The 22,624-nt window shown below is 44.2% G+C and carries 23 protein-coding genes and 2 pseudogenes; 3 read left to right on the forward strand and 22 right to left on the reverse strand.

Annotation, left to right across the window (positions count from 1 at the left end):
- From SPADD19_RS12955 to SPADD19_RS09955, 10 genes and pseudogenes are all read right to left on the reverse strand, one after another.
- Nucleotides 1-72, reverse strand: a pseudogene (locus SPADD19_RS12955) (V-type ATP synthase subunit D); the annotation flags it as partial.
- 3 nt (nt 73-75) lie between these two features.
- A complete protein-coding gene (locus SPADD19_RS09915) occupies nt 76-1,461 on the reverse strand; it encodes a V-type ATP synthase subunit B (RefSeq protein WP_061455899.1) in 1,386 nt (461 codons plus the stop codon).
- The gene (locus SPADD19_RS09920; protein ID WP_061455900.1) at nt 1,448-3,238 is read right to left on the reverse strand and encodes a V-type ATP synthase subunit A; all 1,791 of its coding nucleotides are present in this window, start codon (nt 3,236-3,238) and stop codon (nt 1,448-1,450) included. The genes SPADD19_RS09915 and SPADD19_RS09920 overlap by 14 nt, the downstream gene beginning before the upstream one ends.
- Nucleotides 3,239-3,271: 33 nt before the next feature.
- Complete coding sequence (locus tag SPADD19_RS09925; RefSeq protein ID WP_061455901.1) at nt 3,272-3,976, reverse strand: GNAT family N-acetyltransferase; 705 nt, start codon at nt 3,974-3,976, stop codon at nt 3,272-3,274.
- Nucleotides 3,973-4,293 (reverse strand): V-type ATP synthase subunit F, encoded by a 321-nt coding sequence (locus SPADD19_RS09930; protein WP_003009443.1) that lies wholly within the window; start codon nt 4,291-4,293, stop codon nt 3,973-3,975. Before SPADD19_RS09930 ends, SPADD19_RS09925 begins: the two co-directional genes overlap by 4 nt.
- Complete coding sequence (locus SPADD19_RS09935) at nt 4,274-5,293, reverse strand: V-type ATPase subunit (RefSeq protein WP_061455902.1); 1,020 nt, start codon at nt 5,291-5,293, stop codon at nt 4,274-4,276. Before SPADD19_RS09935 ends, SPADD19_RS09930 begins: the two co-directional genes overlap by 20 nt.
- A 9-nt stretch (nt 5,294-5,302) precedes the next feature.
- Complete coding sequence (locus tag SPADD19_RS09940; protein WP_061455903.1) at nt 5,303-5,893, reverse strand: hypothetical protein; 591 nt, start codon at nt 5,891-5,893, stop codon at nt 5,303-5,305.
- 70 nt (nt 5,894-5,963) lie between these two features.
- On the reverse strand, nt 5,964-6,443 hold the full coding sequence (locus SPADD19_RS09945) for a V-type ATP synthase subunit K (protein ID WP_003009435.1): 480 nt from the start codon (nt 6,441-6,443) through the stop codon (nt 5,964-5,966).
- A gap of 30 nt (nt 6,444-6,473) precedes the next feature.
- Nucleotides 6,474-8,435: a V-type ATP synthase subunit I gene (locus SPADD19_RS09950; RefSeq protein WP_061455904.1), complete on the reverse strand. Its 1,962-nt coding sequence runs from the start codon at nt 8,433-8,435 to the stop codon at nt 6,474-6,476.
- Nucleotides 8,425-8,748, reverse strand: a complete 324-nt coding sequence (locus SPADD19_RS09955; protein WP_024055125.1) for a hypothetical protein — start codon at nt 8,746-8,748, stop codon at nt 8,425-8,427. Before SPADD19_RS09955 ends, SPADD19_RS09950 begins: the two co-directional genes overlap by 11 nt.
- Before the next feature lie 293 nt (nt 8,749-9,041).
- Here SPADD19_RS09955 and SPADD19_RS09960 point away from each other — a divergent pair, with 293 nt between their 5' ends.
- On the forward strand, nt 9,042-9,881 hold the full coding sequence (locus SPADD19_RS09960) for a MurR/RpiR family transcriptional regulator (protein ID WP_061455905.1): 840 nt from the start codon (nt 9,042-9,044) through the stop codon (nt 9,879-9,881).
- Nucleotides 9,882-9,996: 115 nt separating this feature from the next.
- On the opposite strand, the gene SPADD19_RS09965 is transcribed toward SPADD19_RS09960, so the two are convergent.
- The 12 genes and pseudogenes from SPADD19_RS09965 to ruvB form a co-directional block, all read right to left on the reverse strand.
- Nucleotides 9,997-10,383: a hypothetical protein gene (locus SPADD19_RS09965; RefSeq protein ID WP_037608219.1), complete on the reverse strand. Its 387-nt coding sequence runs from the start codon at nt 10,381-10,383 to the stop codon at nt 9,997-9,999.
- 249 nt (nt 10,384-10,632) lie between these two features.
- Nucleotides 10,633-11,535, reverse strand: a complete 903-nt coding sequence (locus tag SPADD19_RS09970) for a helix-turn-helix domain-containing protein (RefSeq protein ID WP_061455906.1) — start codon at nt 11,533-11,535, stop codon at nt 10,633-10,635.
- A 79-nt stretch (nt 11,536-11,614) separates the two neighbouring features.
- A pseudogene (locus SPADD19_RS09975) lies at nt 11,615-11,731 on the reverse strand (alcohol dehydrogenase); the annotation flags it as partial.
- A 207-nt stretch (nt 11,732-11,938) separates the two neighbouring features.
- Nucleotides 11,939-12,262 (reverse strand): hypothetical protein, encoded by a 324-nt coding sequence (locus SPADD19_RS09980; RefSeq protein ID WP_061455907.1) that lies wholly within the window; start codon nt 12,260-12,262, stop codon nt 11,939-11,941.
- Complete coding sequence (locus SPADD19_RS09985; protein ID WP_003002376.1) at nt 12,262-12,567, reverse strand: hypothetical protein; 306 nt, start codon at nt 12,565-12,567, stop codon at nt 12,262-12,264. Before SPADD19_RS09985 ends, SPADD19_RS09980 begins: the two co-directional genes overlap by 1 nt.
- 13 nt (nt 12,568-12,580) lie before the next feature.
- Complete coding sequence (locus tag SPADD19_RS09990; RefSeq protein WP_061455908.1) at nt 12,581-13,162, reverse strand: hypothetical protein; 582 nt, start codon at nt 13,160-13,162, stop codon at nt 12,581-12,583.
- Nucleotides 13,163-13,473: 311 nt separating this feature from the next.
- Entirely contained in the window at nt 13,474-16,125 is a 2,652-nt protein-coding gene (adhE, locus tag SPADD19_RS09995) for a bifunctional acetaldehyde-CoA/alcohol dehydrogenase (RefSeq protein WP_021154214.1), read from the reverse strand.
- 402 nt (nt 16,126-16,527) lie between these two features.
- Nucleotides 16,528-18,330 carry an acyltransferase family protein gene (locus SPADD19_RS10000; protein ID WP_061455909.1) on the reverse strand — a complete coding sequence of 601 codons (1,803 nt, stop codon included), beginning with the start codon at nt 18,328-18,330 and terminating at the stop codon, nt 16,528-16,530.
- Nucleotides 18,320-18,724, reverse strand: a complete 405-nt coding sequence (locus SPADD19_RS10005; RefSeq protein WP_004219557.1) for an MORN repeat-containing protein — start codon at nt 18,722-18,724, stop codon at nt 18,320-18,322. The genes SPADD19_RS10000 and SPADD19_RS10005 overlap by 11 nt, the downstream gene beginning before the upstream one ends.
- 28 nt (nt 18,725-18,752) lie before the next feature.
- A complete protein-coding gene (locus SPADD19_RS10010; RefSeq protein ID WP_061455910.1) occupies nt 18,753-19,178 on the reverse strand; it encodes a low molecular weight protein-tyrosine-phosphatase in 426 nt (141 codons plus the stop codon).
- A gap of 173 nt (nt 19,179-19,351) precedes the next feature.
- Nucleotides 19,352-19,918 carry a nucleotidyltransferase family protein gene (locus SPADD19_RS10015; protein WP_061455911.1) on the reverse strand — a complete coding sequence of 189 codons (567 nt, stop codon included), beginning with the start codon at nt 19,916-19,918 and terminating at the stop codon, nt 19,352-19,354.
- A gap of 6 nt (nt 19,919-19,924) precedes the next feature.
- The gene (gene ruvB / locus SPADD19_RS10020) at nt 19,925-20,923 is read right to left on the reverse strand and encodes a Holliday junction branch migration DNA helicase RuvB (RefSeq protein ID WP_021154208.1); all 999 of its coding nucleotides are present in this window, start codon (nt 20,921-20,923) and stop codon (nt 19,925-19,927) included.
- A 218-nt stretch (nt 20,924-21,141) separates the two neighbouring features.
- Here ruvB and SPADD19_RS10025 point away from each other — a divergent pair, with 218 nt between their 5' ends.
- Nucleotides 21,142-21,864 (forward strand): hypothetical protein, encoded by a 723-nt coding sequence (locus SPADD19_RS10025; protein ID WP_241496578.1) that lies wholly within the window; start codon nt 21,142-21,144, stop codon nt 21,862-21,864.
- A 15-nt stretch (nt 21,865-21,879) separates the two neighbouring features.
- Nucleotides 21,880-22,599 (forward strand): hypothetical protein, encoded by a 720-nt coding sequence (locus tag SPADD19_RS10030; RefSeq protein WP_061455913.1) that lies wholly within the window; start codon nt 21,880-21,882, stop codon nt 22,597-22,599.
- Nucleotides 22,600-22,624: the final 25 nt, after the last annotated feature.

A 22,624-nucleotide genomic window follows, 5' to 3' on the forward strand; every position in this document is an offset into this window, starting at 1 on the left:
GGTTGCTGTCTTGAGGCGCTCTTTTAGAATATTAAGCTCCATCCGAGTTGGTTTTACATTTAATCGTGCCATAGGCTAACCCTCTTTGTTTGGCAGATACTTGTCAATCATCTCATCCTTGATCCGTTTAAGCTCTGTTCGTGGAAGGATGGATAAGAGTTCCCAACCGAGATCCAAACTTTCCTCAATCGTCCGATTGGTGGTGAAACCTTGATTGATGTATTCCTGCTCAAAGCGGTCCGTAAATTTAACATAGAGCTTGTCGGTATCTGACAAGGCAGACTCCCCAAGCACTACAGCCAGTTCTTTGGCTTGTTTTCCTTGGGCGTAAGCCGCAAAGAGCTGGTTCATGGTCGCCGCATGGTCTTCTCGAGTCTTCCCCTCACCAGAACCCTTGTCCTTCAAACGAGAAAGGGATGGAAGAACATTGATCGGTGGGCGGTAACCACTATTGTAGAGATCGCGGGACAGAATAATCTGACCTTCGGTGATGTAGCCTGTCAAGTCAGGGATGGGGTGGGTGATATCATCTTCCGGCATGGAGAGGATCGGAATTTGGGTCACAGATCCTTTCTTTCCAACCAAGCGTCCTGCACGTTCGTAGAGGGTTGAGAGGTTAGTATAGAGGTAACCTGGATAGCCCCGACGTCCTGGAACCTCCCGGCGGGCAGCAGATACTTCCCGAAGGGCTTCACAGTAGTTGGTCATATCCGTCATGATAACCAAGACGTGCATATCTTTTTCATAGGCCAAATATTCGGCGGCTGTCAAGGCGATCCGAGGAGTGGCAATCCGTTCGATAGCTGGGTCATTAGCTAGGTTGATGAAGAGGACAGAGCGGTCAATCGCACCTGTCTCCCGAAGGTCGTTCATAAAGAACTCGGCTTCTTCAAAGGTGATTCCCATAGCCGCAAAGACCACGGCGAAGTTTTCTTCAGAATTAAGAACCGTCGCTTGACGAGCAATCTGAGCTGCCAACTCCTTGTGAGGAAGACCAGAACCTGAGAATACTGGGAGTTTTTGGCCCCGAACCAAGGTATTCAAATGGTCAATGGCTGAGATCCCTGTCTGGATAAATTCATCCGGATAGTCCCGCGAAACAGGATTGATGGCTTGTCCATCAATGTCCAAGTACTTCTCTGGGATAATCTCTGGACCGCCATCGATGGGTTTGCCCATTCCGTTAAAGATGCGTCCGACCATGTCTTCAGACACAGGAAGTTCTAGGGGACGTCCGGTAAAGCGGACTTTGGCTTTTTCCAAGTTGATCCCGCTAGATCCTTCAAAGAGCTGGACCATGGCCTTATCTTCTTGGACTTCGAGGACTTGTCCCTGACGGGTCGTTCCATCATGAAGCTTGATTTCTACCAGTTCATTGTAGTGAACCCCTTCGACCTGATCGACAATCATCAAGGGGCCAACAACTTCGCTGACAGTACGGTATTCTTTAATCACGCTCATTGTCTACTCCTCCTTTTGCGACGATTTGGTGTAGGGTTTCTACGATTTCTTCTTTCAGGGCTTGAATGGTTGCCAACTGGTCCTCATGGATGAACTTGCTACGGGCAATGCGGTCTCGAAGAGCTACTGTTCCTTCCATGATTTCTGTGAAGTAAGCTCCCAATTCTAGTGCTTTTTGACTTTCTTGGTCAAAGGTCAAAATGTTGGTCAACAAGGCCACCTGCTTGCTGAAAGAGGTATAGGTATCGACCTCATCAAAGGCATTTTGTTGCAGGTAGTCTTCACGGATCATCTTGGCCGCATTCATGGTCAAGCGGTCTTTTTCAGACAAGGAATCTAGACCAACCAAGCGGACGATTTCTTGCAATTCACTTTCCTTTTGAAGCAAATTCATAGCGCGGGTCACTTTTTCAGACCAGCTGATTTGTTCATGTAGATCGATATAGCGACCGACTTCATCTTGATAAAGGGAATAAGAACTCAACCAGTTGATGGCCGGGAAGTGACGACGTTGCGCCAATTGAGCATCTAGTCCCCAGAAGACCTTGACAATCCGCAAGGTATTTTGCGTTACAGGCTCTGAAATATCTCCACCCGGAGGGGAAACGGCACCGATAGCGGTAATCGAGCCTTCACGCGCAGTGGTTCCGAGTGTCTTGACCCGACCTGCACGCTCGTAGTATTCGGCGATCCGGCTACCAAGATAGGCTGGGTAGCCTTCATCCCCTGGCATTTCTTCTAGACGACCAGACATTTCACGGAGAGCTTCTGCCCAACGAGAAGTAGAGTCCGCCATGATGGCAACGGAATAACCCATATCACGGAAGTATTCGGCAATAGTAATCCCTGTGTAGATGGAAGCTTCACGCGCCGCTACTGGCATGTTCGAAGTGTTGGCGATCAGAACGGTCCGTTGCATGATGGATTGACCGGTCGTTGGATCGATCAATTCTGGAAATTCATTCAGAACGTCCGTCATTTCATTTCCACGTTCCCCACAACCAACGTAAATTACGATGTCTACATTGGCAAACTTAGCCACCTGGTGTTGCACGACTGTCTTTCCAGCTCCGAAAGGACCAGGAACAGCTGCAGCTCCACCCTTAGTCACAGGGAAGAAGGTATCGATGACCCGTTGACCGGTGACCAAAGGCTCTACTGGAATCAGTTTTTGTGCAAAGGGACGGCCTCGACGAACTGGCCATTTTTGCATCAAAGTACCAGTAAAGAGACTGCCATCTGCCTGCTCGATCTCATAGACTGGCTCTTCTACTGTGTAAGAACCTGCTGCGATCTTGGTTACACGTCCACTCACACCAAAGGGTACCATGATGCGGTGTTCCACCATATTGGTCTCCTGGACCGTACCGACGATGTCTCCTGCGACCACTTCTGTCCCTTCTGCCACACTTGGCTCGAAGGCCCATTTGGTGTCCCGATCTAGATTTGGAACTTGCACCCCACGAACGAGGAAGTCACTGGCAGTCACTTCTTGGAAACGTTCCAAGGGGCGTTGGATCCCGTCAAACATCTGAGAGATCAAGCCTGGTCCCAATTCAACAGAAAGGGGAGCTCCGGTTGTTACCACCGGTTCACCTGGTCCGACTCCAGACGTTTCTTCATATACTTGGATAGAGGCTTCGTCCCGCCGCATCTCAATAATTTCGCCAATCAAACCAAGATCGCCGACCCGGCAAATGTCTTGGATGTTGGCCTCCTGCATCCCTGATGCAACCACCAAGGGACCGGAAACTTTGATAATTTTTCCTTGAGTCATGTATTCCTCCTGGGAATCCTTTGTTTCTTTGTTTTACTTGTGCGCTATCTCTCTTAGAGCTTGCTTTTGTTGGCCATTGGCATCGAAATTGCTTGGATCCAACCAAGCTTCTAGTCGCTGTTTGATAGCTGGCCATTCTTGGTCAATGATAGACAACCAGTCTGTATCGCGGGTACGACCTTTATAAACAACAGCCTGACGGAAACAGCCTTCATAGGTAAACCCTAAGCGCTCAGCTGCTTTGCGAGATGCTTGGTTTAAGGCATCGCATTTCCACTCATAGCGGCGGTAGCCTAAATCTTCAAACACGTAGCGCGCTAACAGATACTGGGCTTCCGTAGCCATGCGTGTCTTTTGGAGCGCTGGTGAGTAGGTCACTGCTCCGACTTCGATCACCCGATTAGCTTGATCGATCCGCATGAGAGAGAAAGTCCCCAAAGCCTTGCCTGAATCTTTGTCTACAATCGCATAGTAAAAGCGACCTTGGGCTGTCATGAGATCATCTAATAGGTAGTCCCACTCCTCTTCATTGCGGGCAGGGCCTTTGAACAGAAAGGTCCACATCGCTGCTGGAGAGTCCGGCCCGTAGACCTGATAAAGATCTGCTCCATGTTTTTCTTTTGAGAGGCGCTCGATCACGGTATAGCGACCTTCGATCCGCTCAATAGCTGGCAGACTCCCCGGAGTAAAATCCGGCAGTGCATCGCCAATCGTTTGGCCAAATTCATTTGTTCTCATAAAATATCCTGTCCTACTGCTTTTTCGACATTATCACGAATCCGCTGTTGGCCCAGTCCTGTAGTCCCTCTATGGGTCGGGATAAGGATCAGAGCCGGTGTCAGTTGCTGGTCGTAAAAAGCCACTGTATCTGGAATGGCCTGAGCAATATCCTCTGTCAGGTAGATAATCCCGAAGTTTTCCCGACTGAGTTTTCGCAAGGTATTGATCGCTTCTTGTGGCTCTGTGACCGGATAGGTTTGAAAGCCAATTAGGCGAAAAGGAAGGATGGCGTCCCGATTGCCCACAACGGCGATCTTATAGGTCTGTTTGTCCATAAATCGGTCTCATCCTTTCTTTGATTTCTGCTAGCGGAAAACCATTGTCCAAACCAGAGAGGACCAAACGAAGGTTGGTCACCTCTAACTCTTTTCCGTAAAGATAACGAACAAGAGGGAGTGGTCCATCGACTTCAAAACGGCCAGCATCTAGAAGACTGAATTTCACCAAACTCTCTAAATACTCCAACTCTACGGTCTTTAGTTGACCGGTGCGCATCTTTTCCTCATAAGTCTCTAAGGCGAGATCGTAGTCCAGCGGATTAACTTGATAAAACCAGGTCAACCACTGACCGGATTCTAGGAGGTCGATCACCTGATGGGCACTGAGGCTCCCTTCATCTGAAAGTAATTGGTGCATAAAGCTATGCGGTTTTTGCTGATCCAAGGCCCGCTTAACTGTAATCGCATTGTAAAAGTCAATGGTCACGTCCACCAACTGCTTCAGAGTCGGATGATCTAGGCTGTCCCCTAAGTATCTCAGATGTTTAAAATAAGCTAAGTCCATCCCAATTTCGAGGACCCGCAAGTCCTGATAGTCTTGGAATTCTTGCCAGGTTGCAGCCACTTCTTCCGCCATAAAGGCCGGACAATGCTCTGCAGAAAAGGTCGCCACCAAATGCTCAAGCACATCGAGAGAATAAGGACCGATAGGGATCAATAAGTGCCCCAACTTGCGCTCTGTCGCCTTGTGTTTTAGATAAACCTTGAGATTGTGATAGGTGTATTTCAAGGTAAAAAGGCTAACCAGGTCTGACTGAGGGCTTACCTCAAAAGCCCATTGGTATTCTGCCAACAAGGCTGCCATCAGGCGGGCTTCAAGGGCTGATAAATCCTTGATCTCCTTGCTATCCAGAGCATAAGGTGTGCCTTGTAGCAAACCTTCTCGGCTCTCGCTTGAGGGACTTGCAAGCAACTGCTCGAACTGACTGGGACTGACAAAACTAGCCTCACGTACGCTGATTCCTGTATTGACTTGAGAATAGGTCCGTTCGCTCATTGCAACCTCCTAGTTCTCTTCATCTGTGAAAATGCTGGCTGCCATCTGGTAGCTTTCTTGCTCCCAAATGGAATCCACCAAATCACGGTAGAGATAGTTGTCATCAATCTTCCCAACCGACAAGACAAAACCTGCTTGAGCTGGGATTGTTGCATCTGCAACTGTCACATTCTGATGCGTCTGCTTCAATCTCTCGAGAGCTACTGAATCAAATTTGCTAGCGCTCACCGCCCCAAAGGTCAGGGTCACAACTTGTCCCTGATAGCGATCTAAGACCGCATCTACAAACTGCATTTCCTTTTCAAGGGTCCAAGCCACCATCGCTTCATAAGCATCTGCAAAGAGATCCTTTAAGACTCGTTGCTTGGTGACAAGGGTTGATTGGCGTTTTTTATTTTCGATTTGTTGGGTTTCACGTTGCAATTGACGTTGAATCCGCTTGAGCTGCTCGGAGCGTTGATTGAGTTTGTCTTGGATCAAACGCTCTTCTTGTGCAGTCTCCTCTTTTAGGATGGTTTCCTTGGCCTCTTCTAAGAGTTTACGCCCTTTTTCGTGGGCTTGGGCCAAGATCGAATCCTTTAATTGGGTTTGTTCATCCATATCGTTTTTTCTCCTATTGCATGCGTCTTGTGTTTTTCGCCTCGCGAGGCGAATCCATCAAAGCTAGCTCTTAGCCGACGCGTAGGGTCAATAGGAAGGACACAACGAAGGCCAAGATGGCATAGGTTTCAACCATGGCCGCAAGGATAACCCCTTTCATCATGTCTTCAGGGCGTTTGGCCAAGATTTGCATCCCTGCTGTCGCAACATTTCCTTGGTGTTTGGCTGAGAAATAACCAACGATCGCAACTGGAAGAGCTGTAAAGAAGTAAGCGACTCCTGTTTCAAGTGGCATATCTGGCTTAATTTGCAACCAGATCAAGATCCCGATAACGAAACCGTACAAACCTTGTGTACCTGGCAACAATTGCAAAATCAAGGCTTGGGCAAATTTTTCAGGTTGTTCTTTCAAGAGTGCTGCTGCTGCTTGACCCGTTTTACCAACCCCAAGGGCAGATCCCATTCCACTAAGTGCAACGGCGATCGCCACACCAAATGCTGCAAAGAAGGCGCCCCCATGGGCTGAAAAGTATGATGCTAAAGATTCCATGAATATACTCCTATTTATTAAAGATAAAACTTATTTTTTTGTTTTAATATAGCGTTCAGAAGGTTTGAGAGGACGAAATGGCTTGCCTCCTCCTTCGTAGAACTTACCGAAGAACTCCACAAAGATCAAACGGGCTCCATGCACATATCCTGACAAGAAGGACAGGAACATATTAATGGCATGTAGGACGATAAAGAGCACAAGCCCTACCGTAAACCGTCCAAGCGGTGGAAAGAGATTAACAATAAGGTTGAAGGCCGAACCGATACTCGCTCCAGACAAGCCCAAGGCCATCAAACGGGTGAAGCTGACCAAGTCTCCGATATAGCCACTAACATTGTAGAGGTTAAAGAGACCAGAGGCTAAACCGGATAGCTTCTTGGCACTGACAATGGAAACAATCAAGATCCCAATGGCATTCAAAATAGCTAACCACTTGCCAATCGGAACTAAAATGCTCATCCCTGGCAAGATATTGCCTACTGCTAGAAGCATTAAGCCAAGTAGGATCAAGACCCAAGCAAAGCCAGCATTATAGGCTTCGGTGTAGTCTTTGAGGCGAACATTTTTCATTCCTCCTAGGAAGAGGCCCACTAAGACGGTGACAAAACCAAAGACCACTGAGAGGATCAGGATGGTCATGGCGTTGCTGGTCGTACTGATCAGGGCAAAAGGCATCTCAAATCCAAAGAAAGAGCCATAGACCACACCCCAAAGGGCAACTGAAATTCCGAGGAGACTGAAGAAACGAAGGTTCTTGGCTGTACTAGGCTTGAGCTTAAAGGCTTTAAGGGCAAAGCCTGTCGCCAAAGTTAGCAACAGTCCATAACCGATATCTGCGACCATCATGCCAAAGAAAACAAAGTAGAAGAGAGAAACGATCGGTGTCGGATCTTTCTCGTAATACTTAGGCAGGGCGTACATCTCTGTGACTAATTCAAAGGGCTCTACCAAGGCATTATTTCGCAACTGGATTGGAACGTCATCCCAATCTTTTTCCGTCACATCGCGCGTCTCTAGTAAGACCCGAGAACCAAAACCTTCTTGCAAGAAGTCTCGCAATGAGGCCACTTGGGATGTTTCAATCCAACCCTCTAGAGCTACCAAGCTCTGCGTGCTGGCAAGAAGCGACTTGGCTTCCTCACGAGCTCCCGAACTCAGCAAGTAATCCATCTGGTACTTGAGCTGGTCCAGTTCCTTCTGGGAGTTTTGTAACTCGGCTAGGGTTGCTGCAACTACAGCTTCTTGCTCTTTGATTTCCCCTTCTAGGCGATCCAAGTAGGCGGCCGGGACCTGCTCTTCTTCATAGTCCAATTCTTTGAACCCATGGTCTTCTAAAAGCTCCTGAACAGCTACACGATCTCCCGAACGATACAAGATGACATAGCCGTGTTCGGTTTCAGACGTAAAGACTTCTTCTAACTCCAGCTCAGGATGAGCTTTTAAGGAAGAGCGAACAGCGTCTGTATCGCTATTTGGGATCGTCCCGATCAAGCCATGCACATAGTGAAAAGTAGCGAGAGCAGCTGGCGTCACTTCTAACGGTCGCCATTTTTCTAAGCGCTCTATCTCTCCCTTTGCATCCGCAATCTTCTGACGAGCCTTGTCTAACACGCGCAATTGGCGTTTCAACTTGGTCAATAGAAGATCCTCGTCTCGAATCATCCCGTGGGCCTGCAAGTCATCAAAAGACAAGCTTAAGGGTTCTTCCTTTAGAGCTTGCAGGGCCTTCTTCTCAGGCATGTAGGGCTCCAGAATCTGAATCATTTTTTCAACTTGTTCTTGACGTTTTTGTAGCTCTACCAAGGCTTGACGATTGTCCTCTGTCAAGGGTTGAGACAAGGTATTTGCCTCAAAGGCAGCCTGCCATTCTTCATGCTCACTGAGGTCATAAATCTGGATTTTTGCCTCAGACTGTAGCGCTAGTAGGAGACTATCCAAGTCATCTTTGGGTAAGATGAGGGACAGTTTTTTCATCTGACTAACGGCCATAGCTTGCTACCACCTTTTCTACAATGGCTTCAACTAGCCCAGCTCGTTTATCGGTCATCGCCTCTTGTACCCTGGCATCATTGCGCGCAACCGTTTCTTCCAGATCTTTCGTTAAACGGACGAGTCTTTCCTGGGCGTTTTTTTCTGCCTCTGTGACCAATTGCTTGGTTTCCTCATCGTAATGCTGTGCCACTGTTGCAAGGCGATCGCGCGAATCCGTTCGGATTTGTTCAACTTGAGCTTCATAACCTACGATCACTCCCTGAGCAGCTTGCTCGATCTCTTGCATCATCTCGAGTGTTGCATTCGACATCGTCACACCTCCTTATTCAACCATTGTTCTTCGAACAACAGTACAATTATCTTAAATTATACCACAATTCATATCGTTTGTTCAGGCCCAACCGGGAATTTTCAGAAAATTGTGGACAACCAATAAGAGCTTAGTTTCAAGTTTGGTAGCGCTCTCTTCTTTTCTCATATCCTGTTCCTAGTTTCAGTATTTCTTGATTTCTTTTACTTGAATAAAGCGGTTACCCATGTTATAATGTGTAATATATTATAGGAGTATCCTGTTATTTCATCTCGTGAGAAAGGAGGATTGCTGTGAAACAAGATCAAGATTTACGCGCCATTATCGCCAGCCATGAAGCTGAGTTAACAGATATGGAACGCGACATTGCCCAATATTTTTTATCATCCGAAGCACGACAGCACTCCCTGTCCTCTTCTCGTGTAACGGAGTTACTCCATGTCTCAAAGGCAGCTTTAACGCGTTTCTCTCAAAAATGTGGTTTTTCCGGCTATCGTGAGTTTGTCTATCATTTTAATGAGGAAACAAAGAATCAAAAACAGGTACAAGAGCATGACGAACTCACTCTCAGCGTCTTGCAACGCTACCACCATATCAGTAACGTCACTGAAAGTCTGGTAAAAGATTCTCAATTAGATCGGGTAGCTGAACTAATCGATCAAGTAGACCGAGTCTATTTCTTCGGGATCGGTAGTTCCGGATTAGTCGCTCGAGAAATGAAATTGCGCTTTATGCGACTGGGCGTCGTTTGTGAAGCCCTGACTGATCAAGATGGCTTTGCTTGGACGACCAGTATTCTCGATTCCTCTTGTTTAGTCATCGGTTTCTCATTATCAGGAAGCACAAATTCCATTACAGACAGTCTTTTGGATGCCAAAGAAAAAGGGGCTAAGACGGTTCTTGTGACCGCTAATCCTGCTGCTATCCACCAAGGATTCACAGAAGTGTTACCGGCCGCACCCCTTCCTAGTAGTACCTATATCGATCGAATCTCTGCGATTTTACCACTCCTCATTGTGGTCGATTTGATCTATGCTCATTTCCTTAATAAAAGCCGAGAACAAAAGGAAATTGTCTTTAATAGCTACTGGGAAAACAAAAAGCTTTCTAGTCAACGTTCTCGAAAATCTTAATATGGTCTCCCTATTTAAAAAACCAAGAAGGATGAGTTTTATCTCATCCTTCTTGGTTTTTTGATTATTCTAAAGAAGTATTTTTACTCTATAATACTGAAACCATATCATCTACCTAGGCCATCTTTTGAGTCGCTTTTTCCTTTACGACAAATACAAAGCCGATAGAGCCGACGACGGCTCCAAGCAAGATCCAATAGACCATATCCGATGAAGCCATTGGGCCTGCCAAGAGACCTGCTAGTAAAAAGAGATCGATATAGAGTCGGGTATCGCGATAGAAGGTCCAATTGAAATGGTAGCTACCTTCTGGATACTGACGTGTCGATACAGGTGGTTGAAAGACCTGAAGAAGGATCAAAATCCCAACAAAAGCAAGATAAGCTAGGCTAACTACCGAAAGCGGAGCCCGCATCGTCAAAGCTACAGCCACTAAAAGCAAGACCAAGATCCAGAAATGGAAGTCCATCCAGAATTCACGATGATAACAAAACCGTTTCATAAGATCACACCTTTCTCTTTATGTAATCGTTTTCTGTACATATATTATAAGACTATAATAGGTTATTTACAAGAAATATGAAGTGAAAATTATAATTTATACATAATAATTTCATCCATCAAATCTGAAAAAAACATCCTCTGTAATAGTTATAATTATCCTCTCTACCTAATTATTATTCCCACTTCATCTTCAATAACAATGGTATCACTTTAAAAATAAAATGGACATGACATAAATGTCACATCCTCATTTTTTAAAATGTTTTTCCATTTCTTTTTTTATTTTATTTTCAAGATCAAATTCGCCAAATGAATGAGCACAAACCATCGCTTGGTGATAAAATACTTTTGCTTTTTCTATATCTTTTTCCACGTAGAATGCATAGGTTCCTTTCATCATATCTATACCCGGCTTTTGTTGAAAATATTGAGTTTCTTGTACTAATTTATCCAATTCATCTATATATGGACCCAACTGTTCATAATCTTCATCTTGATATAAGATAGAAGTCATCGCTATCAAATTTCTGGTTATTAAATATAGGCTCGTTTTATCAGATGAATTTTTGGTAGCAATCATTTTATCAACTAAAATCATGGCATCGCTTTTATCTTTTGCTCTCGCGAGACATTTGAACAAAAATAATTTGATAATTAATAGATCATTTTGAGAAAATTCTTTTTTAGTCATCAATTGCCCAAAATATTCCTCAATCAAATTTTCTCCATATTCAGCTTTTTCAGTTGAAAAAACATTTAATGCTGCATCAACAGCTTCAATAGCCACTTGTTCCTCTTCTGGTAAATCTTCAAAATACGATTCGTAAATCTCATCAAAATACGATTCCTTTAGTCTTATCCGTTCTTCATCCCCATATGTCATAAAATGAGTAACTAGAAATTTCAACTCTAGATATCTACGAGGTAACACCGCTTTATCATGATCTACAATATTCGACACTGGAATACCCAGCATATTCGCAATATATTCTAATTTTTTTAAGCTAGGCAAAGACTCTCCCTTTTCAATACGTACTAACTGACGAACTGTTAATTCACTTTCATCATTACAAAGTACTTCTCTCGTCATCCCCTTTTCTTCTCTTAATCGTCTTAGTTTTTTACCAATTTCACTTTTTATATCTCTCATCTCTTAATCCTCTGAAAAAGGGCTAGAAGTTACCTCCCAGCCCTACTAAAAAAACTATGAACAAACATTAGTTGCCACTTCATTCACTGATATCATTTTCGATAATGACCTTGAGTGCATGGCTTTCACCTGCATGTTTAAAGACATCATAGGCTTTTTCAACTTCTGAGAGTTTGAAGTGGTGGGTGATGAGCTTGATCCAGCAGTTGCAGATTGCCTGCAGATACATAGGTTACAGCTTTCATAAGCAACTCCTTTTTGTTGGTTTGATAAAACCATGTTCTGTATATTTCTTTGTGATATTATAACATATAGAGTAAGCGTTTACAATGGTTCGAAGCACATTTTTAAAAGTTTTTTGAGCAAACAAAAACATTCCTCTTATCTCTACCAGAGGAATGTTTCAATCACCTTGTTCTAATTGTTGACGTTGCTTGTAGTACTCTTGCTGTTCGCGCTCACGCTCTTCTTCTAAGCGATCTTCATAGCGCTTGAGTTCTGCCTCAAACTCTTCTTGCAAGGCAAATAAACGCTCCAAGCCACTTTGAGCCTCCGCACTTGGGGCTTGAAAATGCAGAGCACTCAGCCAGTCCACTAAATTTTCTGTATGTTGGCGAACATCCATACGCATATCCGCATAATCCCACTCCAGCTCACTAAGCTTTTGATTGAAGCGGTAATGTCGATCTTCTAGTTGTTCCAATTCACTATTTCCTGAATGGTACATCACATACCTCCTTTAATCGGACTCAATAAAATCGGCTTCTTCACTGATTTCAGTGCTGTTTCTACCGCGTCCGCTGCTCCTCCTGTAAATCCATCTTTCAAATCACTAACCAGGGTCGTTGTAGCAAAAGAGCGCATCTTTTCAGATTGACCGCCCAAGGTTACCTGCAAACTCATCCCTTCCAACATCATCAAGGCTTTTTGCGTTGCAATCAAACTTCTGATCGCAATCCGCTCTTGCTCCTTTTTAATCTCTCGATGGAGCTCCTCAATTCGTTCTCTGTCCTCTCCCAGGATCTCTAACATCTTTTTCTCCTACTTATGAAAAATCAAAGGCCGTCGCTTGTCCCTTGTCCAAGTCCACCAATTGAGCTGATGCAGCCTCCAACTGACCCGCCAAATCTGACAAGCGAGTAGAGTAGGCCTTTGCTTGGGCGAGGTTCTCCGCCTCTACTGCTTGGTCCCAACAAGTATCCATGGAGAACTCCCCTAATAGTTGCTCCACTTCTGCGTCTGTTAAAAATTGAGCCATGCTGTGGGCCATTTGAGACACCTCAGCGACTTTATGGGAAACCATCTCCTTGGCCTCTTCTAGCTTGTCCTTGACCTCTGCCTCAAAGGCAGTGGCTTGCGCTGAAGCATTCTGTGCTACTGCCAGCACCAATTCCTCCCGCAATTGAATAGTCTGGGTTCCAGATGCTCCTGCCAGTTGCTGATGGAGGCTAGAAATGCTGGACGAATGCCCACTACCTTGACCAGATCTTTCCTGCCCATACATAGAGACCACCGAAGCAGATGATGGCTGATCTTCTGAAGTGGAAGTTTCCTGATCTCTTTGGGGTATATCAATAATTTTCTGTGCCTGATCTTGTCTTCCTTGCACTTCACCTTCTAACTCCATATGAGATGGCCTCCTTTCTTGGTTCCTTATTATCTGTTTCCTATAACTGAAAAGCTATCATAACCCTTCAACTACAAGCAGATTCACACACTATAGGGTAACATAAATTAGCTCGTAATGCTATAAAAATAGCACAGATTATTAAAAAAAGTCTAATTTTCTATGAAAGAAAGAGAATTCCAACCTTAAATTGCCAAGATAAAGTTGATTTTACAATTTCCATAGTCAGCATAAAATTTGAAAACACCATCAAAAATCCCCCACTCTAAAGAGTAGGGGTAGCTGATAAACATCAGTAATTCGTTAGCGTCTTATTTACGACGTCCTGGGCGTTCCTTGTAACCATAGTAAGCATCTTCGATGATTTCTTGCATATGGTCTACCATTGGAAGACGTGGGTTAGCTGGTGAACATTGATCTTCGTAAGCAAGGAAGGCCAATTCACGAGAATGTTTCTTCCATTCTTTTTCATCGATTCCTTGTGCTTTGAAGTTCATTTCGATACCACAGCGTTCACCGAGTTCGTATACAGCTTTTGCGTAAGCTTCAACGGCTTCTTCTGGAGTAGAACATGGAAGTCCTAGCATACGAGCAATATCTTGGTATTTTTCATCTGCACGGTAGTAGTTGTACTTAGGCCATGTAGCTGTCTTAGCTGGGCGTGTACCGTTGTAGCGGATAACGTATGGAAGCAAGATCGCATTGGTCCGTCCGTGAATCGTGTGGAATTGCGCACCGATCTTGTGGGCCATGGAGTGAGAAATACCGAGGAAGGCATTGGCGAAGGCCATACCTGCGATGGTTGACGCATTGTGCATCTTTTCGCGTGAATGGAAGTCCGCATTCTTGACTGAGCTTTCCAAGTTTTCGAAGACAAGTTTAATAGCTTGAAGAGCAAGACCATCTGTGAAGTCGCTAGCCATTTGTGATACGTAAGCTTCTGTCGCGTGCGTCAAGACGTCCATACCAGTGTCTGCTGCAACAGATCCAGGAACTGTCAATACCAAGGCAGGGTCTACGATGGCAACTGTTGGAGTCAATGAGTAATCTGCGATTGGGTATTTACGGTTGTTTGCTTTATCAGAGATAACGGCAAATGGCGTTACTTCAGATCCTGTACCAGATGTTGTTGGGATAGCGATGAATTTCGTCTTCTTACCAAGCAATGGGAACTTGAAGGCACGTTTACGGATATCCATGAATTTTTGAACCAAGTCACGGAAGTCCACTTCTGGTTGTTCGTAGAAGAGCCACATTACTTTGGCCGCATCCATTGGTGATCCACCACCAAGAGCAATGATCGTATCTGGTTTGAAGGCACGCATGATCTCTGTACCACGTTCAACAGTTGTGATATCTGGATCTGGTTCTACGTCTGCAAAGATTTGGTAAACCACCTTGTTGCGACGAAGGTCAAGCTGTTCGATGATACGATCAAGGAAACCAAGCTCTACCATAGCGTGGTCTGTAACGATCATGACACGTTCAACGTCACGACATTTTTGTAGGTATTCAATTGAATCACGTTCAAAGTATGTTTTTGAAGGAAGTTTCATCCATTGCATGTTATTTCTCCGGCGTCCGACTTTTTTGATATTCAAGAGGTTGATGGCACTAACGTTGTCCCCAACAGAGTTGCGTCCGTAAGAACCACATCCAAGTGTCAATGATGGCAAGAAGGCATTGTAAACATCCCCGATACCACCGAAAGTCGAAGGAGAGTTGCAGATAACACGAATAGCTTTGACTGCTTTACCAAATTCTTTGGTCAATTCTTCATCAGCAGTATGGATGGCTGCTGAGTGACCAAGACCGTTGAATTCAACCATTTGGCGAGCTTTGTTAATTCCGTCTTCACGGCTTTCAGATTTCAAAACAGCGATGACTGGTGACAATTTTTCACGAGTCAACGGTTCTTTTTCGCCAACTTCTTTACATTCTGCCGCAAGGATATTGGTTCCTTCTGGTACAGAGAAGCCAGCTTGTTCAGCGATCCATGCTGCTGGTTTCCCAACGATGTCCGCATTCAATTTCGCACCTGCACAGTTCTTGCTGTTCGCTTTTACGCCGAAGCAGAACTCTTCAAGAAGGGCTTTTTCTTTTTTGTTGACAAAGTAAGTGTGGTAAGATTTGAATTCTTCAACAAACTCATCGTAGATTTCTTTATCGATGATGACTGCTTGTTCAGACGCACAAACCATTCCGTTGTCAAATGATTTAGACATGACGATATCGTGTGCTGCTTGGCGGATATTAGCTGATTTTTCAACATAAGCAGGTACGTTTCCGGCACCTACCCCAAGAGCTGGTTTGCCACAAGAATAAGCCGCTTTCACCATGGCGTTACCACCGGTCGCAAGGATCGTAGCAACTCCTTCATGGTTCATAAGGGCACTGGTTGCTTCCATAGAAGGTTGGGTAATCCATTGCACACAGTTCTCAGGTGCTCCAGCTGCAATTGCCGCATCGCGTACGATTTGTGCCGCATGAGCTGATGATTCTTGAGCAGATGGGTGGAAGGCAAAGACGATAGGGTTCCGTGTCTTCAAGGAAATCAATGCTTTAAAGATTGCTGTTGAAGTAGGGTTTGTTGTAGGAGTGATCCCGCAGACAACTCCGACTGGCTCAGCAATCAGCGTTAAACCAGTGACGTCATCTTCTGAAATGACACCAACTGTTTTCGTATGACGCATGTTGTTTACTACGTGTTCACAAGCGAACAAGTTCTTGGTTGCTTTGTCTTCAAAGACCCCACGACCAGTTTCTTCATAAGCATGAAGAGCGAGCTCACCGTGTGCGTCAAGAGCAGCTACAGATGCTTTTGCTACAATGTAGTCCACTTGCTCCTGGTTCAATTTGCGCATTTCTTCAAGCGCCACTAGCGCTTTTTGCACCAACTCGTCTACGTGTTTTTCAGCAGCGAGTTTCTTTTCTTCAGGTGAGAGAGTTTTTTTATCAGCCATTTGATGCTTTCCTCCAATGTTTGAAACCCTTATCCTTTTCTAGAACTTTTTCATGTTTTCGGAAATTTTCAAGAATAGTGTAAGAAATTTCGATTTGTTAATTATTTCACAATATAATTGTACTCTATTTTGAGATTTTTGTAAACACTTCCAAGCAACTTTCACAAAGAATTTTTTGAAGTTTGTGAAGACTTTATCAATCCTATTGCTGTGAAAGCAATTCTTTAGCAAAATTGTGAAAAAATAATTAAAAAATTTTTTTCTTCACAAAGAGATGTTTTCAATTGATTTTTGTAAGCGTTTTCTCAATCTTACTAAAATAAGCAGCTTTTTACAAGTAAAAAGTTGCTTTTTGTTTTATTTTGTTAGGATTTGTTTTGTTTCAGTTTCAGAGAAGCATTGTTACTTCTTGACCGGACCCTTTTCGGCCTTATCAAGGGCTTCTTTGACTGTTTGGGCATAGAGTTCCCCACCATTGGTTTCCATATTGAAGTGAACAGAGTCTGTTCCCACCCAAATGTTTGGATTTTCAATTGCTACTTGGTACCAGTCTGCAATGGTGATAAAGTCGTATTTCTTAGCCAGTTCCAACTCATAAAGACGCGTTTGAACCGATTCACTGGACTGATCGTTGGCATAGCGACCATCATATGGTGTCACAAGGATCAAGCGACGGCCTTTTGGAAGTTTCTCAACATACTGATCCAGCAATTCTTTGTAGTTGCTTACAGTATTGGTTCCTAGGGCAATGACCACATTTTTTAGGAGAACTTTATTGGAGATGTCAGTCTCAAAGACCTTCATTCCATTTTCCAACTGACGGCTCACCACTGCATCGATCTGGATGCCAGGGATCGCTTTGGTTAGGTAGTCTTGTGCTCTCAAGTTAACCGAATCACCGATCATGGTCACACCATTTGAGACGTTATAGTCTGTTGCCGTCGCATTGTCCACCTGCGTCCGTGTGACCTGCATTTTGCTGTCTGCTTGATTGAGCCCACTCACTACCAAACTCTCATCAAAAGCTCCAACGGTTGGTGCAAAGGCGGAGATTCCAACCATCAAGAGAGCCAGTGGAATCATGAGGTAAAAGATCGGTTTGGTCAAAAAACTGAGATCCATCTTCATACCAAAGACACGAGGTTCCTTACCTGCAATGGTTGGCTCCAAAATATAGAAGGAAAGAGCCGTTAGAATCAAGGAAACGATCGTCGTCACAAGGGCTGCCATCATATTTCCCAAGTGTTGAGAGAAGATGATAAAGAAAGGCCAGTGGAAAAGGTAGACACCATAACTAGTATCTGCCAAGAAATTGAGGATGACTGGTTCTTTTTTATCCGGCGTCTTCTCATGGAGAATGCGGGCCGACAGAATCATGGCACAAGCTGCGATTGTCGCTGCTAAAAAGCCAAACAGATAGGTCCACAAGCTATCAAATGGCAAGAAAAGACTGAGCACAAACAAGAAGGCAAAGCTTCCACCCAAGACTGACAAGGTCTTTTTCATACTCCAAGACTGCACCAATTTTGTAAAGTTCGGGCTGACATTGGCAATCCCTGTCACCGTTGCTAGACACGATCCCGCAAAGAAGGGGAAGATATGAGTGAAGCTAGAAAAATAGATAGTAGAGAAATTAGCTGTCAGAAAGGCGCGGATGAACATAGACAAGAAGGTAAAGAGAAAGAGCCCGCTGGATGCTAAGAAGAGCATGCCTCGGTACTTTCCAACCGTCTTAGCCCGCTTAGCCAAGAACCATGCCAAAAGTGCCCAGAGCACATAGTAATGCACTTCTAGGGCCAAACTCCAGGTATGAAGGAAGAGATGCGGAATGAAGTTGCTTTCGTAACTACCACCCGTTGCCATCTCAAAGAAATTGGTCACAAAACCGAAGACCGCCGCAATCTGAGTCCCAATACCAGCCACGTAGTCCCGTTGGACCATAAAGGTAAAGGGCATCACGACCAAGACCATAAAGACAAGGGGTGGTACGATCCGGTAAAAGCGCCGTTTCAAGAATGCCAGGTAGTCGATTCCTTGCTTGCGCGCAAATTCATCGATCAAGAGCGCTGTAATCAAAAATCCTGAGAAGGTGAAGAAAATATCTACCCCAATGAAGCCTCCAGGAAAGGCTTTTTGGAAGAAATGGTAAAGCAATACCAATAAGAGTCCTGTAACACGGACTAGTGAAAACCATTTAATGCGCATTTTGATAAATCCCCTGCTTGAATGTTCCTTTGTATACGACGTTGGCTTCTGTGGTTAAGGTGCCTTTGCCCTCCGGCTGGCCATTAACAAACTGCCCTTCATAGGTCCAGCCATCCTTGGACTTAAACTTACCATAGCCACTAAAAGAGCCATTGACGAGGTTACCTGTATAGGTATCCCCATTTTTAAAGGTGACGGTTCCCTTGCCATTCATCTTGCCACGGACCAAACTTCCGTCGTAACGGATCGCCCCCTTATCCAAGGTCAAAACACCCTGACCTGGAATGGCTGAAAGGAAAACCATCAAAGCAGATAGAATAATCACGACTAATGCTGCTATTTCTAAATTTTTTCGTGTTAGATAGACCTTATAAGTCTCATAAAATTCTTTCATATTCTGTATTCTCTCACATATCAAACTCTTAGGAAGTTGCTAACTGATCTAACCAAGCCTTACAGCCGCTCAGGACTCTGGAATAGGTCTCTTCGAAATCTCCTGTGTACCATGGATCTGGAACACTTTCTCCTGCAAAGAGATGAATCTTGTGCTCTGTTCCAGGCGGTGCCATTCGTTTGAGGTCAGCCACATTGTTTTCATCCATCCCCAGGATCAAATCAAAGTTGTAAAAATCCTCTTCCTTGATCTGTAAGGACGTCTTGGCTGGATCATACGGGACCTGGTGTTGTTGAAAGATTTTCTGGGTTCCCCGATGGATAGGATTGCCATGTTCCCAGCTAGAGGTTGCCCGACTTTCAATCTCATACTGATCCGTCAAGTCCTTCATGACAAACTCTGCCATGGGGCTCCGACAAATATTTCCTAAGCAGACAAAGACGATTTTTTTCATGATTCCACCTAACTCCTTGTTCGGACTGCCCAACCTAGCTGAGCTCTTGGCTTTCCACTATGGAAAACCAGCATACTATTACTATTATAACAAAAATGTGACAGAAAGATGACAAAGCGGCTCCATCATTTTAAAGAAAAATCAGATTCCTTTTTCAAATCTGATCTGTTTCTCTATTTTGGAAAACGAATCTCTAATGGAGGCCATTTACTCTGCCAATTTTTCTTTTTCATCCGCTCTGTATAAACCGCTAAACGCTCGGGGCTGGCTAAAAAATGCGGAGTCGGCTGAACAATGAAGTCTTCGATATCCTTTGTCCCATAAGGGAGAAAGAGCTCTAGCTGACCATCTTTCCTTAAGCGAACTGCAAGAGCTGTACACTGCTCGGGGTATTTAGAAACCGCGTCACAAGCACTGCGATAAGGAGCCGTCCCCGGACTATGCTGGTGCATATAGACTTGATTTTTGACTTCCCAAGCGTACTGGGGATAGGTCTTCTTTAATTCCTGCTCGATCTGCAGAGTCTCCTCATAGCTGATCGCAGGGTCATAAAAGACCAGATCCATATCGGTTGTCGCGTCAAACCCTGGTCTTCCAGAGAGCTGGTTCCAGATGAAATTGCGCACCGCGCCTGCTGCTAACCAGGCATCTGCCAGGTCGAGATCTCGAATAATAGTCAAGACGGCCATCATCTCCGGATCCGCTTGGATTTGTTCCACTATTGCTTCTTCCGTCAGCATCTTCTTCTAGTCTCCATTATAGGGATAACCCAGGTGTTCATAAGCCTTGCGGGTCGCCACGCGCCCTGTCCGGGTCCGCATGATAAAGCCTTTTTGAATCAAGTAAGGCTCATACATGTCCTCAACGGTCTCTCGCTCTTCGGCAATATTGACCGATAGAGTCCCAAGGCCGACCGGGCCACCACCGTACATTTCAATCATGGTACGCAGAATCTTTTGATCGACATAGTCCAGTCCTTCATGGTCCACATCCAGCATAGAGAGGGCCTTGTCGGTAATGGTGTCGTCAATCAAGCCGTCGCCCATAATCTGAGCAAAATCGCGCACCCGTTTGAGCAAACGGTTGGCAATCCGAGGGGTCCCCCGACTACGAAGAGAAAGCTCTTCGGCAGCTTCGTGGGTAATCTCCATCTCAAAGATCTCGGCGGTCCGCTCGACAATCTCTGTCAGATCATCCTGCTCATAGTATTCCATGTGTCCGGTAATCCCAAAGCGAGCGCGCAAGGGATTGGACAGCATACCCGCTCGCGTCGTCGCCCCAATCAAAGTGAAAGGAGGAAGGTCCAGATGGACACTCCGGCTGCTCTCGCCAGCGCCAATCATAATGTCGATATAAAAATCTTCCATGGCGCTGTAAAGCACTTCTTCAACCGACATAGGAAGACGGTGGATCTCATCAATAAAGAGAACATCCCCCGGCTCTAGGTCATTAAGAATGGCTACCAAGTCACCAGCCTTTTCAATGACAGGACCCGAAGTCTGCTTGAGATTGACGCCCAGTTCATTGGCAATGACAAAAGCCATGGTGGTTTTCCCAAGGCCTGGAGGGCCAAAAAGAAGGACATGATCCAGCGCTTCATCCCGAAGCTTAGCCGCCTCAATAAAGATTTTCAGCTGGTCCTTGACCTTATCCTGACCAATATATTCATGTAAATATTGCGGGCGCAGCGTCCGTTCAACAGCCTCTTCGTCGCCCATGATTTCATTGTCTAAAATTCTACTCATACAGTCTATTATAGCAAAAAATGATACCTTGGATACCACAAATAGAATGTGTTTTTTAAAGATCCTAGTTTTCACTGCCATTCGTTAGAAAAAGTTGAAAGGTTGTACTTTCTTTTTATTTTACGGTCCCTTCTTCTTCATATCTCGCTCACCATTTCACTTTATAATTATATCCTTTAATGATAAAATTAAAGCAACAACGTTTAGGAGGTAAATTTATGTTTACTAAAACAAAGAAGATCCTTTTCGGTTTCTTGGCATTCTTTGCAGTGCTCCTTATTGCGGGATGTCAACCTTCTCCATCGCAGTCTTCTAAAACAAATAAGTCTTCTCAAACAAATAAAGCTTCTAAAACAACAAAAGCACCACAAGATCTTACAAAGGATCAACAAGGAACTTGGAAATGGACTGACCAACAAATGACCATTCAGAAAGTATTCCTAGCTTCTAATATAAAAAAACTTGCCGCCGTACTAATGCTTGATGACTTCGATAAGGTTAAGATGACGATGACCATTAAAGATAAAACCGTTGAATTGAAGTACCATTTTGATTACAGAGAACTGTATGAGGATCAAGCATTTGCAACAGGAGAGAACAAAGCAAATTATGAATCGTATTTAAAAAATAAAACTGCTGAATTTAAGAACTATATTCCAAATTTGAAACATACAAAGATTACTCTTGACGAACCTAATGATGCCTATGATTACTCTCTGACTGGCGAAATCGATACGCAGAAACACACTATTACGTTCCCTGAAACACCTACATTTTTAAGTAGAATTGTTATGGGAACCACGTATAACTCGCTTGTACCCATTACTTATACTTACACCGTTGAAGGTAACCAACTAACACTTTATGCTGAAGGTAATGATGAACAAAGTCATTTTAGAGTAATACGTCTTCGTTTCAATTACGTAGGAGACAAACATTAGAAGGAGTGATCAATCATGAACAATATGAAAAAAAGTTCCCTATGGATGTTTTCCCTTCTTGCTCTTCTATTTGTATCAGGATGTGGGCAACAGAAACAACAGCAACAACAAACAACCGCTGAGACTACAACAGTTGCAGAAACTACCACAGTAGCACCGACTCCAGTCTCACTCGAAGGAGACTGGAGAGCTGTAGATTTTAGAGATACCGTGGAACGTACTTTCTTAATTTATTATGATGATGCTGATAGTCGATTAAAGGTTACTGAAGCCTTCCAAGATATCGTTCCGACTCTAAAAATCACAGGAACAGATGTAACTTATTCTTATAGTGCCGATATGAATAAGTATATTGATTTTTATGCTGAACAGAATAAAGATAAATACCCTACAAAAGAAGAAGCTACTGCCATCCTTCTAGGCGTAAGAGAAAAGAAATTTGAAAGCTTTAAACATCAAACTGGAACGTTTGATAACAATACAAAAGTGTTAACTGCAACGTTAAATGATGGGGTTTTAAACGAGAAAGCAAAAACGATCGTATTCCCTGAAGTTCCAAACATCTTTGGAGTTCTACCTCTTTATATTAATTCTACAGACGTACCAATTACTTATCACTACGAATTGAATGGTGATATCCTTACAATGTATGCTGAGAAAACGTACGATGAAACTGGTGCTCATCTTGTTTATCCAATGAAATTCAAGAAAGTTTCAGATCCTAAAACTAATTAAATAACTCCCTACCCCTTGAGATTTT

It is taken from the genome of Streptococcus parasanguinis, from assembly GCF_001578955.1.
GTDB classification, from domain to species: Bacteria; Bacillota; Bacilli; order Lactobacillales; family Streptococcaceae; genus Streptococcus; species Streptococcus parasanguinis_U.

What these genes read in the sequence shown, in the direction of transcription:
- SPADD19_RS09915 (WP_061455899.1), bottom strand. Translation starts at nt 1,461, where the DNA reads ATGAGCGTGATTAAAGAATACCGTACTGTCAGCGAAGTTGTTGGCCCC.
- SPADD19_RS09920 (WP_061455900.1), bottom strand. Translation starts at nt 3,238, where the DNA reads ATGACTCAAGGAAAAATTATCAAAGTTTCCGGTCCCTTGGTGGTTGCA.
- SPADD19_RS09925 (WP_061455901.1), bottom strand. Translation starts at nt 3,976, where the DNA reads ATGAGAACAAATGAATTTGGCCAAACGATTGGCGATGCACTGCCGGAT.
- SPADD19_RS09930 (WP_003009443.1), bottom strand. Translation starts at nt 4,293, where the DNA reads ATGGACAAACAGACCTATAAGATCGCCGTTGTGGGCAATCGGGACGCC.
- SPADD19_RS09935 (WP_061455902.1), bottom strand. Translation starts at nt 5,293, where the DNA reads ATGAGCGAACGGACCTATTCTCAAGTCAATACAGGAATCAGCGTACGT.
- SPADD19_RS09940 (WP_061455903.1), bottom strand. Translation starts at nt 5,893, where the DNA reads ATGGATGAACAAACCCAATTAAAGGATTCGATCTTGGCCCAAGCCCAC.
- SPADD19_RS09945 (WP_003009435.1), bottom strand. Translation starts at nt 6,443, where the DNA reads ATGGAATCTTTAGCATCATACTTTTCAGCCCATGGGGGCGCCTTCTTT.
- SPADD19_RS09950 (WP_061455904.1), bottom strand. Translation starts at nt 8,435, where the DNA reads ATGGCCGTTAGTCAGATGAAAAAACTGTCCCTCATCTTACCCAAAGAT.
- SPADD19_RS09955 (WP_024055125.1), bottom strand. Translation starts at nt 8,748, where the DNA reads ATGTCGAATGCAACACTCGAGATGATGCAAGAGATCGAGCAAGCTGCT.
- SPADD19_RS09965 (WP_037608219.1), bottom strand. Translation starts at nt 10,383, where the DNA reads ATGAAACGGTTTTGTTATCATCGTGAATTCTGGATGGACTTCCATTTC.
- SPADD19_RS09970 (WP_061455906.1), bottom strand. Translation starts at nt 11,535, where the DNA reads ATGAGAGATATAAAAAGTGAAATTGGTAAAAAACTAAGACGATTAAGA.
- SPADD19_RS09980 (WP_061455907.1), bottom strand. Translation starts at nt 12,262, where the DNA reads ATGTACCATTCAGGAAATAGTGAATTGGAACAACTAGAAGATCGACAT.
- SPADD19_RS09985 (WP_003002376.1), bottom strand. Translation starts at nt 12,567, where the DNA reads ATGTTAGAGATCCTGGGAGAGGACAGAGAACGAATTGAGGAGCTCCAT.
- SPADD19_RS09990 (WP_061455908.1), bottom strand. Translation starts at nt 13,162, where the DNA reads ATGGAGTTAGAAGGTGAAGTGCAAGGAAGACAAGATCAGGCACAGAAA.
- adhE (WP_021154214.1), bottom strand. Translation starts at nt 16,125, where the DNA reads ATGGCTGATAAAAAAACTCTCTCACCTGAAGAAAAGAAACTCGCTGCT.
- SPADD19_RS10000 (WP_061455909.1), bottom strand. Translation starts at nt 18,330, where the DNA reads ATGCGCATTAAATGGTTTTCACTAGTCCGTGTTACAGGACTCTTATTG.
- SPADD19_RS10005 (WP_004219557.1), bottom strand. Translation starts at nt 18,724, where the DNA reads ATGAAAGAATTTTATGAGACTTATAAGGTCTATCTAACACGAAAAAAT.
- SPADD19_RS10010 (WP_061455910.1), bottom strand. Translation starts at nt 19,178, where the DNA reads ATGAAAAAAATCGTCTTTGTCTGCTTAGGAAATATTTGTCGGAGCCCC.
- SPADD19_RS10015 (WP_061455911.1), bottom strand. Translation starts at nt 19,918, where the DNA reads ATGCTGACGGAAGAAGCAATAGTGGAACAAATCCAAGCGGATCCGGAG.
- ruvB (WP_021154208.1), bottom strand. Translation starts at nt 20,923, where the DNA reads ATGAGTAGAATTTTAGACAATGAAATCATGGGCGACGAAGAGGCTGTT.
- SPADD19_RS10025 (WP_241496578.1), top strand. Translation starts at nt 21,142, where the DNA reads ATGTTTACTAAAACAAAGAAGATCCTTTTCGGTTTCTTGGCATTCTTT.
- SPADD19_RS10030 (WP_061455913.1), top strand. Translation starts at nt 21,880, where the DNA reads ATGAACAATATGAAAAAAAGTTCCCTATGGATGTTTTCCCTTCTTGCT.